14 protein-coding genes are annotated in these 15,944 nt (G+C 50.3%); 6 read left to right on the forward strand and 8 right to left on the reverse strand.

Annotated features, from left to right (window positions below; all coding sequences use genetic code 11):
- Positions 1–7: 7 nt before the first annotated feature.
- Entirely contained in the window at positions 8–388 is a 381-nt protein-coding gene (locus JK211_RS12800; protein ID WP_212709061.1) for a DUF488 domain-containing protein, read from the reverse strand.
- Between the two features lie 280 nt (positions 389–668).
- On the opposite strand from JK211_RS12800, the gene JK211_RS12805 reads away from it, so the two are divergent.
- From JK211_RS12805 to JK211_RS12815, 3 genes are read left to right on the forward strand one after another with little or no spacing between them, the layout of a single operon-like run.
- Entirely contained in the window at positions 669–1,340 is a 672-nt protein-coding gene (locus JK211_RS12805) for an amino acid ABC transporter permease (protein WP_343876727.1), read from the forward strand.
- A 4-nt stretch (positions 1,341–1,344) separates the two neighbouring features.
- A complete protein-coding gene (locus JK211_RS12810) occupies positions 1,345–2,106 on the forward strand; it encodes an amino acid ABC transporter ATP-binding protein (protein WP_212709062.1) in 762 nt (253 codons plus the stop codon).
- A 19-nt stretch (positions 2,107–2,125) separates the two neighbouring features.
- Entirely contained in the window at positions 2,126–2,896 is a 771-nt protein-coding gene (locus JK211_RS12815) for an amino acid ABC transporter substrate-binding protein (RefSeq protein WP_212709063.1), read from the forward strand.
- Positions 2,897–3,037: 141 nt separating this feature from the next.
- On the opposite strand, the gene JK211_RS12820 is transcribed toward JK211_RS12815, so the two are convergent.
- Both JK211_RS12820 and JK211_RS12825 read right to left on the reverse strand, forming a co-directional pair.
- On the reverse strand, positions 3,038–4,192 hold the full coding sequence (locus tag JK211_RS12820; protein ID WP_212709064.1) for a hypothetical protein: 1,155 nt from the start codon (positions 4,190–4,192) through the stop codon (positions 3,038–3,040).
- Positions 4,193–4,378: 186 nt separating this feature from the next.
- Positions 4,379–5,233: a Vmh family MBL fold metallo-hydrolase gene (locus JK211_RS12825; RefSeq protein ID WP_212709065.1), complete on the reverse strand. Its 855-nt coding sequence runs from the start codon at positions 5,231–5,233 to the stop codon at positions 4,379–4,381.
- A 174-nt stretch (positions 5,234–5,407) separates the two neighbouring features.
- On the opposite strand from JK211_RS12825, the gene JK211_RS12830 reads away from it, so the two are divergent.
- Positions 5,408–6,289 carry a LysR family transcriptional regulator gene (locus JK211_RS12830; protein ID WP_212709066.1) on the forward strand — a complete coding sequence of 294 codons (882 nt, stop codon included), beginning with the start codon at positions 5,408–5,410 and terminating at the stop codon, positions 6,287–6,289.
- Between the two features lie 15 nt (positions 6,290–6,304).
- Here the strand turns inward: JK211_RS12830 and JK211_RS12835 are convergent, their stop codons facing one another.
- Complete coding sequence (locus tag JK211_RS12835) at positions 6,305–7,093, reverse strand: formate/nitrite transporter family protein (RefSeq protein WP_212709067.1); 789 nt, start codon at positions 7,091–7,093, stop codon at positions 6,305–6,307.
- Between the two features lie 379 nt (positions 7,094–7,472).
- Here JK211_RS12835 and yghU point away from each other — a divergent pair, with 379 nt between their 5' ends.
- Positions 7,473–8,261, forward strand: a complete 789-nt coding sequence (gene yghU / locus JK211_RS12840; RefSeq protein WP_212709068.1) for a glutathione-dependent disulfide-bond oxidoreductase — start codon at positions 7,473–7,475, stop codon at positions 8,259–8,261.
- Between the two features lie 69 nt (positions 8,262–8,330).
- On the opposite strand, the gene zigA is transcribed toward yghU, so the two are convergent.
- From zigA to JK211_RS12860, 4 genes are all read right to left on the reverse strand, one after another.
- The gene (zigA, locus tag JK211_RS12845; protein ID WP_212709069.1) at positions 8,331–9,536 is read right to left on the reverse strand and encodes a zinc metallochaperone GTPase ZigA; all 1,206 of its coding nucleotides are present in this window, start codon (positions 9,534–9,536) and stop codon (positions 8,331–8,333) included.
- A 313-nt stretch (positions 9,537–9,849) separates the two neighbouring features.
- Positions 9,850–10,260 (reverse strand): YbaN family protein, encoded by a 411-nt coding sequence (locus JK211_RS12850; RefSeq protein ID WP_212709070.1) that lies wholly within the window; start codon positions 10,258–10,260, stop codon positions 9,850–9,852.
- 77 nt (positions 10,261–10,337) lie between these two features.
- Positions 10,338–12,395: an EAL domain-containing protein gene (locus JK211_RS12855; RefSeq protein ID WP_212709071.1), complete on the reverse strand. Its 2,058-nt coding sequence runs from the start codon at positions 12,393–12,395 to the stop codon at positions 10,338–10,340.
- A gap of 159 nt (positions 12,396–12,554) precedes the next feature.
- Positions 12,555–14,036, reverse strand: coding sequence for an EmmdR/YeeO family multidrug/toxin efflux MATE transporter (locus JK211_RS12860; protein ID WP_212709081.1), 1,482 nt, complete (start codon positions 14,034–14,036; stop codon positions 12,555–12,557).
- Positions 14,037–14,393: 357 nt separating this feature from the next.
- Here JK211_RS12860 and JK211_RS12865 point away from each other — a divergent pair, with 357 nt between their 5' ends.
- Positions 14,394–15,842, forward strand: coding sequence for an AMP nucleosidase (locus JK211_RS12865; protein WP_212709072.1), 1,449 nt, complete (start codon positions 14,394–14,396; stop codon positions 15,840–15,842).
- The last annotated feature ends 102 nt before the right edge of the window (positions 15,843–15,944 follow it).

The raw sequence follows: 15,944 nt of genomic DNA on the forward strand, positions 1-15,944 counted from the left end.
CACAGTCTCAGGCTGACGGGGCGGACGATAATTTATCCACATGCTGTTGTAAGGCGGCAGTCAGTAACGGGATATGGCTGGTTCGGGGATCTTTTACGGCACTGAGTAAGGTCAGCGTGCCGGACACGGCTTTTTCTGCCAGACGCTCTAATTCCGGTTGCAGATCCGGGGCTGCCAGTTGCTGCTGATACAGGTCAGAGAAGGTTTTATAATCAATCACCTGATGATGATAATCCCGACGCAGCTCTGTCCCGGGGGTGATTTGTTTACACCACTCGTCCATCACCAGAGTTGCTTTGCTCAGACCCCGGGGCCATAACCGGTCAGCTAATACACGGTAGCCATCCTCTGCAGACGCAGTGTCATATGCCCGTTTAAACTGGATCATTTCACCTCTCCTTTAATACACAGAAATATAACCACACAGCTTAGGTTATACCCGCACCTGGCTGACGAATAGCAGATTTTCTTATCCGGAACGGTAGAAAATGGTGTTAAATTCGCCATAACCACAGTGTCAACAGTATAAAAAGCCAGAACGGTTAAAATTCCGCATAAAGATATGTACAAATAATATTTCCCTGTGACTCATTACTGCCTAAAATAGGCTAAGTGGTCAGCCCTGCGGCTAACCGGTGTTTTTTTAATTTTTATTTGGAAGGTGTACTGTGCCAGCATGGTTAAATCTTGCAGCAGAATCATTCTGGCCAATGTTACATGCCGGATTGACGTTTACTATACCCTTAACGTTACTGTCTTTTGTTCTGGGGCTTTCTCTGGGGTTTGTTATCGCCCTAATCAGGTTATACGGTCCTCAGCCACTCAGGCTGGTGGCTCGTTTTTATGTCTGGCTACTACGCGGCACGCCGTTACTGGTACAGCTATTTCTGATTTTTTACGCACTGCCGAGCGCCGGGATCACGATTTCAGCGTTTCCCGCCGCAGTCATTGGCTTTACGCTGAATATCGGTGCTTACTCATCAGAGATTATCCGCGCCACCATTAAGTCGGTACCGGTCAGTCAATGGGAAGCGGCCCATTCTATCGGCATGAACTGGCGTCAGGCACTGATCAGGATCATTTTACCTCAGGCGGCCAGAATAGCCGTTCCGCCGTTGTCTAATACCTTTATTTCGTTGGTCAAAGACACTTCGCTGGCGTCAGTGATTACGGTCCCTGAAATGTTTCTGGCGGCACAACGTATTGCGGCCGTGACTTATCAGCCGCTGATTTTATATACGGAAGCAGCGCTGATTTACCTGTTTTTCAGTACACTGCTGTCAGCACTGCAAAATAAACTGGAGAAACATTTCTCTCGTGAAGAAAAGGCGGAGTCCTGAGCTGATGATTTCATTAACCGGAATTAACAAATTTTTTCAGGATAATCATGTCCTGAAAAATATTTCGCTGGAACTGCCGAAAGGTTCAGTCACCGCGCTGATCGGTCCTTCGGGCAGCGGGAAAAGCACCCTGCTGCGCTGTGTGAATCTGTTGGAGATCCCCCAGTCGGGCAGCCTTACCCTCGATCAGGAAACGCTGGAATTTCACAATAAACCCCTGCGTAGCAGAGATATCCAGCGAATCAGCCGTCAGACAGGCATGGTGTTCCAGAACTTTTCGTTATTTCCCCACAAAAGTGTGCTGGAAAATATTACCGAAGGGTTGCTTGTGGTGCATAAATGGTCAAAAGCAGAAGCTGTCGAACGGGCTGATGCCTTGCTGGAAAAAGTCGGCCTGCTGCATAAACGTGATGATATGCCGGTCACCCTTTCCGGCGGACAACAGCAACGGGTTGCCATTGCCAGGGCGCTGGCCCCGTCGCCAAAAGTATTACTCTGTGATGAGCCGACGTCTGCCCTCGATCCTGAACTGGCCGTAGAAGTGGTGGCCGTATTACGGCAACTGGCGGAAGAAGGTACCACCATGCTGATGGCTACCCATGATTTACGCCTGGCCGCTTCGGTTGCCAGCCATACGATTTTTCTTGAATCGGGTGAAGTCGTGGAAACCGGTGACTCACAAACCCTGTTCCGTCACCCGCAAAAACCCAGAACGGCAAAATATATTGCCACCCTGACCGACGGCCTGCCCGTCGGCCCGGTATAATGTTATCCAGGAGTCTGAGATGAAAAAAACTACTCTGTTATTATCAGCACTATTTTCATTAAGTGTTGCCCATTCAGCACTGGCGGATGATTCGCTGGCACAGGTCAAATCTTCCGGTGAACTGAAAATCGGTACCGAAGGGACTTACCCGCCGTTTACCTTTCATACTATATCCGGTGACCTGACCGGGTTCGATGTGGAAATTGGCCGGGCGATTGCTCAGCAATTACACGTTAAACCGGTGTTTGTTGAAGGAAAATGGGACGGGCTGATCGCAGGTCTGGATGCCAAACGTTATGATGTGGTGATGAATGAAGTAGGAATCAGCCCTGAGCGCGGGAAGAAATATGATTTCTCACAGCCTTATATCGCCTCTAAAGCTGTGGTGGTTGTCAAAAATGACAATGACAGTATCCACGACTTTTCTGATTTAAAAGGAAAAAAATCTGCCCAGTCACTGACCAGTAACTATGCTCAGATCGCCCGCAATTATGGTGCACAGCTGGTAAGTACCGATGGTTTTAACCAGTCAATTGATCTGGTGGTTCAGGGACGTGCCGATGCCACGGTTAATGATAAGCTGTCTTTCCTCGACTTTAAGAAACACCGCCCTGATGCTCCGGTAAAAATTGTGGCTTCAGAAGATAACGCCAGTGCTTCTGCAGTACTGCTGAGAAAAGGGGAAACTTCTCTGCAAACCGCGATCAATGATGCCCTGACTACTCTCAAAAAAGACGGTACCTATCAGAAAATTTCTGAAAAATACTTCGGTGAAGATGTCTCTCACTAATAAGTAATACTGACACCGGCTGTCTGCCGGTGTCAGTCTCTGACCGTGGCTTGCGGCCGCGGGTAGACTGCTCTTCCCTGTCTGATTTCCTTTTAAATACCCTGTAGCAATCAGGCTGTCTTTGTAAGGCGCACCTGCTGGTTATTTCGGCCCGGCATTTGCCGTAACACTCTGTGGTACATTCTGACTGGCAAGCGGAGTATAGCGATAACTGACTGCTGAGCTAAATGTATTGCCGGTGGCCGATGTGCCGGTAGTACCGCTGTAGGTATTATTTTTCTCAAAGAAACTGTAGCCATAGCCGCTGCTATCCTGAGAAACCGTATTGGTGTTATTAGTATTGCGGAAAGAGTTGGCCTCAGAATACACCACACTGCCGCTGCTTACCTGCAATGCTTCGTACTGTTTCTTCGGATATTTTTTACCATCAGTCCCCGTATTCTGATCAGTATCTGCATAGGTTTCGCTGTTATCAAAATAGTTATTGTAGGCATGGATCCAGCCACGGAATAACGGACGTCCGCGCATATTAGGTCCAATCCAGTTATTGTGCAGGGTAACATGCAGTTTTTTGGTCGCCTGCCAGGAATCACCGGAATTAGCCCCGATAACCATCGCTAAACGTTCATCTGCAAGATCCGTATAGTAACCCACCCAATTCCAGACCGGATCCGGAGACATATTCACCCAGCTGTCACTGAACCAGAGATGGTTATAGGACAGGGTAATATAATCTGAGCTCAGGGCAACACTCATCAGGTCATCACTGGTATCGTAAATATTACAGTGAGTCACCAGACCATTGGTGATTCGGCGGAAAGAAATACCTTCGTAGTTGATCCCCGCCAGTCTGCTACTGTCCGAAGAACCAAAGATCTGCGCCGGCATTGCCTGTAAATCAGCAATTTTGCCGAAGAAGCTCAGATTAGCAATTTTAATATTCTGAATATTGGTCCCTGCGGGGAGCAACTCGCCGTCGAATTTCAGCTGTATATTTTCCAGGGCAGCTTTGCCGCCTGCCGCGCCTTCAATGGTGGTATTGTTATTAGCCAGAGAAGAGAAGGTCAGTGTGGTTAAGCCCGCACCGCCATAAATGGTACCACTGACAATAATATGATGCTGACCACTGCTGACCGCATTTTTCAGCTGGCTCAGGGTAGAAACCGTGACCGCGGTATAGCTGTCACCGCCAGTCGTGGTCGCAAAGCCTCCACTGTCCGCAGCCAGAGCCTGGCATCCGGAAAGACTTAACGCTGCGAGTAACGATGCCTGAAGAGTACGTAATGTTGTTTTCATAATCACCTGCCGTGTAAATGTTGATAGAAGTATGTTTTTTCTTGCCTCACACACTTTTCCACACAATACACAACACATCATCCGGTCACTGTTGTCCTCTCTCAGGCACAACCATAAATGGCCACTGACGCTATTATTTACCGCAACAGTGGCCATTTTATAACGGCAACAGGGCTCAGACAGCCCCTATTGCCATTTTACTTCACCGGTATTTACTTTAGCACTGAGCTCCAGAGAACTCTTATCCGCGAGATGTGGCCAGCGTTTTTCCATACTGCTAATGACTGCTGCTGAATCTTTATGCTGCTGTAATGCCTTTTCAAAATCTTGCAGATAATTCAGGGTAAAGCTAATCGCCTGATCACCGGACGGTGCTTTGCCAATATAGTGGCCGGGGATCACCCTCTGCGGCTTAAGGTCCAGCATTTGTTGCAGCGTGTCACGCCATTGTTTACGGCTCTCCGCGGTCTGGGTGTCGGCAGTCCAGACATGAATTCCGGCATCAACACCGGTACCGCCAAGCAATGTTCTTTGCTGCGGGAACCAGACATAGGCTTGTTGTGAGTCTGCGTCACGAATATCGATCGGCTGCCCTTCCAGGCTAAAGCGGGTATCGGGGATCACCTGTGGCGTAATCAGCTTTTGCGGTGCGCCGTCACCCATTTTGGGTCCCCAGTAACTGAGTTTTGCCTGCTGTGTGGCTTTAATATGGTCGACCACTCGCTGTGTCGCGACAACTTCCACCCCCGGAAATGCCTTAACCAGCGGCTGCAGACCAAAATAGTAGTCAGGATCACCGGCCGTGATCACAATCCGGGTCAGTTTTTTTCCGCTGTCACGGATCATGCTAACCAGTTTCTCGCCGTCTTTTACACTGAACTGGGCGTCAAACAATATAACCTGTTTTTCACCACTCACCAGTGTTGAAGCAACAGGAAAAATCCCCTGCTCTGCCGGATTATAAACAGTGAACTGTAACGGGGCGGCCATTGCGCCGCCGCTGACCAGCATCGCCATCAGAGATATTGTCGATAATTTCATTACTTTCTCCTGTTGTCTGTACCGCGGGCGCTAAACCCGCGGTTGTTTGCCCGCTGCCAGGCGTCTGGCACCCGGAGAGCATCGCCGAATACGGATACATTCTATCGTTTTCATAATCTGTTAAAATTATCTTATTCTGAGATGCTGAGTTTCATAATCCGATCAGGAGTAGATATGGACAGAGTGACGGCGGCGAGGGTGTACAACCGGATTTGTGAAACCGGAAGCCTGAGTGCAGCAGCACGATCGCTGGGGATGTCGCGGCCAATGGTCAGCCGCTATCTGGAAGAAATGGAAAAATGGGCCGGAACCCGCTTGATCCATCGTTCGTCACGCCGGATGACACTGACCCCGGCCGGTGAAGATATTCTGCAAAAAACCCGTCAGCTGAACAGGCTATCAGAGGATATTGGCAGCTTACCGGTACGGGAGGTTCCTTCAGGTATATTACGGGTTGCCTGTGCCCATTACACGGCAACCCACATTATCAGCCCGGTACTGGCCCCGTTTTTATTACGCTACCCGGAATTACGTATTGAGCTGGATATTAATAATCGCCCGGTAAGCATGGTCGGAGAGCGGATTGATGTCGCTATACGCATCACCGACAGCCCTGAACCGGCGGCGATTGCCCGGCGACTGGGTGAATGCGCCTCAGTACTTTGTGCCTCTCCGGAGTACCTGGCTATTCACGGCCATCCCCGGACCCCTGACGATCTGATGTCTCATAATTGTCTGAGTTACAGTAATTTCAGTCACCAGAGCTGGCAGTTTTTCAGTGAACAGAATGACAGCCTGTCCGTCGCGGTCAATGGCAACCTGAGTGCCGGTATCTCTGCTGTATTACTGGATGCAGCCCTGGCAGGCTGTGGAATTACAATGATTCCGCTGGCAGAAGCCAGCCCCTGGCTGGCAAAGGGACGACTGGTGCGGGTGCTGAATCAGCTGACACCGCGCAGTATGGGTATTTACGGGCTGTATATGTCTCGTAAATTACAGCCCGCTGCTCTGCGATTATTTCTCGATGAAATCCAGGGCCGGCTGCAGACCCTGTAATCGCCGCCGCAGGGCTCAGGCCCTGTTGCTGTTTATCTGTGTATCAGGGCGGTAAGCAATGTAATAGATTAATGCGACAAAAATTGCCCCGCCGACAGCATTACCTGAAAATACTGCAATAAAATTACTCAGATACGCTAGCCAGCTTCCCTGTCCGGCAAAAATGGCCGCTGGGATAATAAACATATTAGCGACTACGTGCTGAAAACCTATCGCTACGAAGGCCATCACCGGAAACCAGATACCGATAATTTTTCCGGTAACATCTTTGCTGGCCATTCCCAGCCAGATGGCCAGACATACCAGCCAGTTACAACCAATTCCCGAAATAAACGCCTGTACGCCGCTGGCACTGGTTTTTGCCGCGGCAACTGCCAGGGTACTCTTTAAAAATGCCCCTTCGGTCATGCCCAGCAGATGACCAAAAAACCAGGCAACAGCCACGCTGCCGAGAAAATTACCGATAGTGACCCACAACCAGTTACGCACCAGTGCTGCCCAGCTGATTTTTTTCGATAATGCGGCTATTGTCATCACCATCATATTGCCGGTCAGTAACTCAGCTCCGGCCAGTACTGTCAGTATCAGTCCCAGCGGGAACATCATCGCCCCGAGCAACACACCAAAGGAGCCCCAGTCTGCCGGCAGACGGGAAATCACATGCAAGTCCAGCATAAAACCGATAGCAATAAAGGCCCCCCCTAAAAAACCCAGTATTAATAAGCTGCTTAACGGGGTGCGACTTTTATTCACTCCGGCCTGAACCGCCAGCAGTGCTATTTCTTTTGGTGTACTGAATGACATAATAACCCGGTAATGTTGTAAGCCGGAAACGGCCCGGATGAACAGAACGTCATCAGGGTGATGACGAGGCAAATATTCGGTAATACTCCGGGTTATGATAATCTGCGGCCAATAATCTGCCAACCAAATAATTACAGTAACTTAATAGTTTGCAGTCGAAGCATAAGGTTAAATATTAACTAGTTAATTATATTCGACCGCAAAACATCCGCGACACTCTGCTTCTTTTTTACCAGATCTTTGGCTGCTTATCTCACCCGCCAGACTTTTCAGGGGTCTGGCACTGGCAGATAACGCTTTCCCCGCGGCCAATGCTATGCTGAGTTACCGGCTAAGGCCTGCAATTAATTAACCATTCAGCCAAAGGAAAAGAGATATTATGAGTACATCTTCTTATACACCACCACAAGTCTGGACCAATGACCAGCCGGTCGGCGGAAAATTTGGCAGCATTAACCGTCCGGATTCCGGTGCCCGATACCCGCAAACCCTGCCGGTGGGCTCTCAGCCTTTCCAGCTTTATTCTCTGGGAACGCCGAACGGGGTAAAGGTCAGTATTATGCTGGAAGAGTTACTGCATAAAGGGCTGCAGGGTGCCGGTTACGATGCGCACCTGATTAACATTATGGAAGGTGAGCAGTTCGGTTCAGACTTTGTCGCAATTAACCCTAACTCTAAAATTCCGGCACTGGTTGACCGCAGCGGGCCGGAAACGGTGAATATTTTCGAATCGGGCGCGATCCTTCTTTATCTGGCTGAGAAATTTGACTGCTTTATCCCGACTGAAACTGCACAACGCGCGGCCTGCCTGAGCTGGTTATTCTGGCAGATGGGCAGTGCTCCCTTACTCGGCGGCGGGTTTGGTCATTTCTATGCCTATGCACCGGAAAAGCTGGAATATCCGATTAACCGTTTTGCCATGGAAGCTAAGCGGCAACTGGATGTGCTGGATAAACAACTGGCGAAAAATACCTATATTGCCGGTGAGGAATATACGATTGCCGATATTGCTATCTGGCCGTGGTACGGGGTTCTGGTTCAGGGCGGCATATACGGTGATGCGGCCAGGTTCCTTGATGCCGCTTCTTATACGCATCTGAAGCGCTGGGCCGATATGATTGGTCAGCGGGAAGCTGTGAAAAAAGGCAGTAACGTGCTTAAAGGCTGACCGGTGGCAGAACTGCCGTTGCCGGCAGTTCTGCTGTTATTTTACCGGCGCGGAGTCCCGATAATCCGCTCAGACGAAAGGATCATTATGCTGCCAGTAATCATCACCGTAACCGGCCTCTTTATCCGTCACTAATGCGGCACTGAGCTGCTGTCTGAGGTGCTGCTCATCCATATCCATGCCTATAAGTACCAGCTCCTGTCTGGCATCACCGATATTCTCTGTCCAGTGGCGCATAATATATTCCACTGATTCAGGATCCTCCGGCCAGTGCTGCCGGGGTACGTTTACCCACCAGCGACCCGACAGTTCATAATGGGAAACACCCCCTGCCTGTGACCATATACCTGCGGATGCCGGCCGCGATGCCAGCCAGAAATACCCTTTGGAACGCATAACGTTATTCAGTTGCCCTTGTACTAACTGGTAAAAACGCTGTGGATGAAATGGCCGTCGTGCGCGAAAAACAAAGCTGCTGATACCATATTCCTCTGTTTCAGGCTGATGCTCACCGCGTAATTCTTTCAGCCACCCTGGTGCATTGGCTGCAGCTTCAAAGTCGAATAATCCGGTATCAAGAATGTCATCTAAATCAACCCGGCTAAATGCCGATGTGATCACTTTCGCCCGCGGATTAAGCCGTGTCAGGATACTGGTGAGCCGCGCCTGCTCATCGCCGCTCATCAGGTCAGTTTTATTCAGCAATAAAACATCGCAGAACTCGATCTGTTCAATCAGTAAATCCACAACGGAACGCTGGTCTTCTTCGCCCAGTGACTCTCCCCGCGCCTGCAGGCTTTCGGCGGCCGTATAATCCCGCAGAAAATTAACACCGTCGACCACCGTTACCATGGTATCCAGCCGGGCAATCTGTGACAGACTGATGCCGTCGTCATCAGCGAAAGTAAAGGTTTCAGCAACCGGCAGTGGCTCGGAAATACCAGTAGACTCGATCACCAGTTGATCAAATCGTCCGGCTTCTGCCAGACGTTTCACTTCCAGCAGCAAATCTTCCCTTAATGTGCAGCAAATACAGCCATTACTCATTTCAACCAGTTTTTCGTCGGTCCGTGATAATTCAGCACCACCCGCTCTGACCAGAGCTGCATCGATATTCACCTCAGACATATCGTTAACAATCACCGCCACCCGGCGTCCGGCCCGGTTATTCAGAATATGGTTTAATAATGTTGTTTTTCCGGCACCGAGAAATCCTGAAAGTACGGTTACCGGCAGCCGTTTATCCGCGTGTTCCGGGGGTGAAATCAGAGACATTGTTCACTTCCTTTAAATATAGAGTGATAATTATACGTAAGCTCAGCCGGCGCTACCTGCAGGCAGAGCCGGTTTCAGCTCCCCTCATATTCTGCCACCGGCCTCAATTGTTATGTTATAACATAACAATTGAGGATTTCAATCTGTACTCTGTGATCCCCTTTGCCAGGAAATAGCGACTGACAGCCAAACCGGCAGGGAAAATCCCCGTCAGAGCAGATGGTAAAACGACGTTTCCCGTCAACCTAATCCGGCTGTCTGTGAGCCGTTACCCGCCCGGGTAACTGTCCTCCATTACACCCCTTTGTAAATATCAGGTTTCCGGACGATACCACAGCCAGATCAGTACCAGACTCATACAAGCCACAGTAATTATGACACTGGGTAAATGGGGTACCGTAAAATACATTACCGTGGCAGAAACGGACATCATCAGGGTAGTTACCCATTTTGCTTTGCGTGGCATGATACCGCGCTGCCAGTTCGCCAGCAGCGGGCCAAAAATCCGGTGCCGCAGGATCCAGCCATGTAAACGAGGCGAACTGCGGGCGGCAGCCCAGCTGGCCAGCAGTAAAAATTCGGTACAGGGCAGACCCGGCAATATCAGCCCGGCCACGGCCAGCAGCAGACTGATCACTGCCAGGCAGCGATAGAGAAACCGCCGGATGCGGCCCACCGCGGCTACTGGTGAGGGAGGGGAGGAAGGGTCCCGGGGTAATGGCATCGGCCGCACTCCTGTTACCTGAATCACTGTCCTGACGCTATGCTGCCGTTACCAGGGCCGGCAGCACTGGCACCCGGTCACAGCAGTTTGCGGGTATCGGGACTCTGCAGGTATTCACTGATCTGCAAGGCAGGAACTGCGGCACTGAACAGAAACCCTTGCCCGTAATGATAACCTTCATTAATCAAAAGTGCCCGTTGTTCTGCATCCTCGATGCCTTCGGCCACCACATCCAGTTCCAGCTGGGTCGCCAGCAATAGCAGTGCTTTTATCACCGCCAGCCCTTTTTTACCTTTACTCAACCCGCGGACAAAAGAACGATCGACTTTAATCACATCCACCGGATAATCCCGGATATTAGCCAGCGCCGAATAGCCAGTACCAAAGTCATCAAGCGCAATACGTACCCCCTGCGCTTTCAGTAATTTTATGGCACGGAAAACATACCCGGCTCCTCGTCCGTCAAACATATGTTCGGTGATTTCCACTTCCAGCAAATTAGCGGGTAAGGCATATTTTTGTAACTGTGCCAGGAATTTTTCAGCATAATCATCCCGCATAAATTCGACCGGTGAAGCATTAACTGAGACGGGCACGATCTCCAGCCCCTGATCAATCCACTGACGCATATCCGAAAAAACCTGATCGCGGATAAAAAAACCAATCCGTTCCGCCAGTCCGTAATTACTGAATGCGGCCCAGATATCGCCCGGAGAATGCAACTCCCCCTGCTGGCTGTAAAAACGCATCAGGGCTTCAATACCAATAATTTTACCGTCGGTTAAACGGACTTTCGGCTGGTAAAAGGGCACAACGGATTCATTGCGGACAATTTCTTTCGCCAGTTCCAGCTGATTACGGGTGATATCGACCTGGCGGGTCATTGCGGGTTCAAAACAACAAACTCCGCCATAACCGGTACGTTTCAGTTCATTCAGCGCCGTATCTGCGGCTTTAATCAGCTCAATACTTTCACGGCCATGTTGCGGGAATATCGCACCGCCAATACTCAGACTGAAGTTAAGGGTATGCCCCTGAAAACTGACCGCCTGACATACCTGTTCTGTCAGTTGTGTACATGTCTGGTGCAATATTTCGCTGTTATCAATGTCCGGTACGATAACCGCGAACTGATCACCACCAATCCGCGCAATAAAACTGTTTTTCGGCAGATTTCTGGTCAGTCGCCTCGCCAGTACCGCCAGCAGATTATCTCCCGCAAGGTAACCGAGCGTATCGTTGACGACATTAAAATCGTCAAGATCAAGCAGCAGTACCGCAAATGATGACCCCTGCAGACTGGCGGTGCTGAACTGTTTCTTGAGGGCCGAATGAAATACCCTGCGGTTAGGTAACCCGGTCAGATCATCATGTTCACTGATATACTTAAAACGCTGTTCTGCTATCTGTAAACGGGTAATATCCCGTGATACGCAGAGTACGCGGGATACCTGTCCTTCTGCATCCAGCACCGGCGTGAGTATGTTGTCCCAAAACAGTGGTGCTCTGCCCGGTAGCTGACTTTTGTAGGAGAAACGGGCACTGGTTCCGCCCACCGCGGCTTCCAGTGAATCGATCCCGCATTGCCGGGACTCGGCAGGCAGCATATCGGGCCAGCTCATCCCCGCCACGGATGCACGGTCAAGACCCAGCACCTGACAACCGTAGGTATTGACATCAATCAGTTCACCTCCGGTACTGATGATTTTAATGCAGTCAATACTGGTATCAAACATACGGCTGGAATAGCACAGCTCATCCCTGGCCCGGAATTTTTCCATTTGTACATCATTAATATCAAAAAATTTAACCATCCGGCATTCAGGGGACGGTATCAGATAAGCATAAACGATAAACCAGCCATATTGTTCGTTGCCAGTGGCCAGACGGATATGATGCTGAAAGTGAGTATTGTTGTGCAAAGTTTCTGCCCAGGCGACACTGATTGCCGGCTGGTCTTCAGGATGTACCCAGTCAAGCCAGTGATGTGGCCCGGTGACCGGCAATTCAGCCATTGTTTCACACCAGCACTGGTTAGCGATAACTTGCCGGCCATCGGTGGAAATACACCACGCCGGTAATGGAATATGATCAAAAAACCGTTCTTTAAACACCGTAAATGCTTGCGGCGTCATCGTATCAGCTTCTGACTCAGTCGCAGACTGCCTGCTTAATGTCGTCGATTTGCTCATCATTTACCTTGCATAACGGTGAACTATGATTTGGTTTGCCTGTATTTATAGCCACAGAGCACCCCGCCTGAATAACAGTCAGCCTCCGGAGAGATAATGTGGCTATTTTCCCGCCATCTGCGATGGTTCTTCGCGGATCTTAGCCGCGGCCTGTATTGCTTTTGCCTGTAGCCGCCGGTAATTATTCAGCCAGCTGCCACTGGTCAGTCGCCACCAGAAACAGACACTGCGTACTCCCCAGTCAAGATACATGCCCAGCCATACTCCAATCACCCCCATGCCAAGATAAATTCCCAGCACATACCCCAGCACCACCCTTGCCCCCCACATGCTGAACATAGAAACATACATGGCATAACGTGCATCTCTGGCACCTTTAAAACTGGCGGGCAATACCCACGACATTGCCCAGACCGGCATAAATGCCGCATTCAGCCAGATCAGATGTTGCGTCACCCGGATAACTTCCGGGTCGCGGGTATATAACCGTGCCAGCATACCGGCCAGCGGTACCGAGAGCAGAGCCAGGCCGCACAGGCCAAAGGTCGACAGCCAGAAAACATGGCGTACCTGTACTGATGCCTGATAGACCTGATTTCTACCCAGCCGTTTACCGGTAATAATCGTCGATGCTGAACCCAGGGCGTTACCGGGCAGGTTAATCAGCGACGCAATAGAAAATGCGATAAAGTTACCGGCAATTTCACTGGTCCCCATTCCTGCAACATAGACCTGAGTCAGTAATTTCCCGCCATTAAACAGTACAGACTCAATACTGGCCGGAATACCAATACTGAGCACTTCAGCCAGAATAATAAAATTCCAGCGCCGGAAGTAACTTTTCAGGGGAAGAGTTAATGCACCGTTGTGCCTGCTCATCAGTACTGCAACTACCACTATCGCACCCAGATAACGTGAAATAGTCAGGCCCAGCCCGGCACCGATAAAACCCAGCCCGTTCCAGGAAAAACAACCATAAATCAGTATACTACTGATAATAAGGTTGAGTATATTCATTCCTGCATTCATCAGCATAGGTATTTTGGTGTTGCCGGCTCCGCGTAATGCCCCGCTGCCAATTAATGCGATGGCTGCAGCCGGATAGCTCCACGCAGACACCCGTAAATAGTCAAGGGCAAAGGCTTTGACTGGCGGTTCTGCACTGCCGGCGATCAAATCAATAACGATATCTCCCCGGATTTCGATAATCACCACCAGTATCAAAGCCACCACCGTCATAAGCCCCAGCGACTGCCGGGCAGCAGCTCGCGCGCGCTTGCCTTCTTTTTTTGCCAGACTGAAAGCAACCACCACCGTTGTTCCCAGATCCACAGCAGCAAAAAAAGAGATCACCACCATATTGAAGCTGTCAGCCAGACCGACCCCGGCCATCGCTGATTTACCTAACCAGCTCACCAGGAAAGTGCTGAGCACCCCCATTAACAATACACAGCTGTTCTCTATCAGGATCGGTACTGCCAGCGGAGTAATTTCCTTATGCAGCAAGATACTGTAACGCTTCCGTCTGGGGTACCAGCCGGTATTTTTTATTGCATCAGTTAACGCTCTGCCGGGATTTCGCAAGGGGGATACCAAAATTAAAGCCGGTAAAAAGTAACAACAGACTTGCTGTTCGGGGACTCTCACCGAAAAATCTGTCACGGATTGCCGGCCTGGTTGTGTTATACAACCAGCCGGACTGTCTGTCTTTTCCGGAGAACGCTACTCTCCGTCATCACAAAACACTACTTAACAGTAGTTGACGAATCTTTAGTGTAATAATTATTTTTTCCTCTTAATGTCTTCCGTTAATGGCTAAAGCTGGTGGTACTCAGCGGCTCTTTTTCGGAGTAACCCGAACTGAAAAATAACGGCAGATGCTGGTAATCGGTACCGATAACCGCCAGTCTGTCATCAGACTGGCCACGTAGCGGAGTATTTATGACTGTACAACCTGAAGATATAGAATGCGCACTTGATGCCCTTGAATCCGGATACCGTGCCTCTGTGGAAGCATTGCGCGAGGCCCTGAAAACCTATAGCCACAGCGGACAACTGCCAGACCCTGTCGCCCGTAAAGCAGGACTTTTCGTTTACCCCGAGTTATCTCTGCACTGGCAAGGCGATAACTCTGCAGAAAACCGTATTCGGGCCTGGGGCCGCTTCACACGCCAGGGGCGTTATTCTACTACTGTCACACAACCTGCCCTGTTACGGCATTATTTACGTGAACAGCTGTCGATGCTGGCCAGCGAATATGACTTCAGTCTTGAAGTCAGGCCATCACAGACTGAAATTCCCTATCCTTATGTTATTGAAGGAATGGACTTCTCTGCTGACAGAGAGAGGATGGCCACTATCGCACGCAACTTTCCGTCCACTGATCTTTCTCATATTGGTGATGAGGTTTCTGACGGCATATTATCCGGTCATGAGGACTTTCCGCTGGGGCAGTTTGATGCGTTGCGTACTGATTTCTCTCTGGCACGATTACGCCACTATACCGGTACCTGCACCGCCGATTTCCAGCCTTTCGTGCTGTTTACCAACTACAACCGGTATGTGGATGAATTTGTTCGCTGGGCTGTGGCACAGGTCCGTGACCCTGCATCACCTTATACACGACTGGCCTGCGCCGGAGGTATCGAAATTACCGCCGACAGCGAGCAACCGGAAACTATTATTACTGACCTGGCGTGGAAAAAACATCAGATGCCCGCCTGGCATCTGATTGCTGACAATAAACGGGGCATTACCCTGATTAATATCGGTGTCGGTCCTTCTAATGCCAAAACTATCTGTGACCATCTGGCGGTGTTGCGGCCCCATGCCTGGCTGATGATTGGTCATTGTGGCGGCTTGCGGGAAAGCCAGCAGACCGGTGATTATGTCCTGGCCCATGCGTATTTACGTGATGACCATGTACTGGATCAGGTGCTGCCTGCAGATATTCCGGTACCGAGTATCGCTGAGGTTCAGCGGGCTCTCTATGATGCCACGCGGCAGGTCAGCGGTATGCAGGGCGACGATATCAAACGCCGGCTGCGCACCGGAACTGTTGCCACCACCGATGACCGGAACTGGGAATTACGCTATTCAGCCTATGCGTTACGTTTTAATCAGAGCCGGGCAATTGCGGTAGATATGGAAAGTGCGACTATTGCAGCCCAGGGCTATCGTTTCCGTGTGCCTTACGGAACCCTGCTGTGTGTTTCAGATAAACCGTTACACGGAGAGATTAAACTGCCGGGTCAGGCGAACCGCTTTTATGAAGGGGCGATTTCTGAGCATCTGCATATCGGTATCTGTGCCGTGTCTTTGTTGCAGGCTGAAGCAGACAGGTTGCATTCCCGGAAACTGCGGACGTTTGATGAACCACCGTTCCGCTAAGGCCGTAGTTTGCGGCTTATCCCGCCAACAACCCGCGGGTTTCTCCCTGTGATAAACAGAAAAAAGGAGCCGCGGGTTTCTCCCTGTGATAAACAGAAAAAA

Source organism: Tatumella sp. JGM130, from assembly GCF_018257525.1.
GTDB classification, from domain to species: Bacteria; Pseudomonadota; Gammaproteobacteria; order Enterobacterales; family Enterobacteriaceae; genus Tatumella; species Tatumella punctata.

What these genes read in the sequence shown, in the direction of transcription:
- JK211_RS12810 (WP_212709062.1), top strand. Translation starts at nt 1,345, where the DNA reads ATGATTTCATTAACCGGAATTAACAAATTTTTTCAGGATAATCATGTC.
- zigA (WP_212709069.1), bottom strand. Translation starts at nt 9,536, where the DNA reads ATGTCTCTGATTTCACCCCCGGAACACGCGGATAAACGGCTGCCGGTA.
- JK211_RS12815 (WP_212709063.1), top strand. Translation starts at nt 2,126, where the DNA reads ATGAAAAAAACTACTCTGTTATTATCAGCACTATTTTCATTAAGTGTT.
- JK211_RS12830 (WP_212709066.1), top strand. Translation starts at nt 5,408, where the DNA reads ATGGACAGAGTGACGGCGGCGAGGGTGTACAACCGGATTTGTGAAACC.
- JK211_RS12800 (WP_212709061.1), bottom strand. Translation starts at nt 388, where the DNA reads ATGATCCAGTTTAAACGGGCATATGACACTGCGTCTGCAGAGGATGGC.
- JK211_RS12835 (WP_212709067.1), bottom strand. Translation starts at nt 7,093, where the DNA reads ATGTCATTCAGTACACCAAAAGAAATAGCACTGCTGGCGGTTCAGGCC.
- yghU (WP_212709068.1), top strand. Translation starts at nt 7,473, where the DNA reads ATGAGTACATCTTCTTATACACCACCACAAGTCTGGACCAATGACCAG.
- JK211_RS12820 (WP_212709064.1), bottom strand. Translation starts at nt 4,192, where the DNA reads ATGAAAACAACATTACGTACTCTTCAGGCATCGTTACTCGCAGCGTTA.
- JK211_RS12825 (WP_212709065.1), bottom strand. Translation starts at nt 5,233, where the DNA reads ATGAAATTATCGACAATATCTCTGATGGCGATGCTGGTCAGCGGCGGC.
- JK211_RS12850 (WP_212709070.1), bottom strand. Translation starts at nt 10,260, where the DNA reads ATGCCATTACCCCGGGACCCTTCCTCCCCTCCCTCACCAGTAGCCGCG.
- JK211_RS12855 (WP_212709071.1), bottom strand. Translation starts at nt 12,395, where the DNA reads ATGACGCCGCAAGCATTTACGGTGTTTAAAGAACGGTTTTTTGATCAT.
- JK211_RS12865 (WP_212709072.1), top strand. Translation starts at nt 14,394, where the DNA reads ATGACTGTACAACCTGAAGATATAGAATGCGCACTTGATGCCCTTGAA.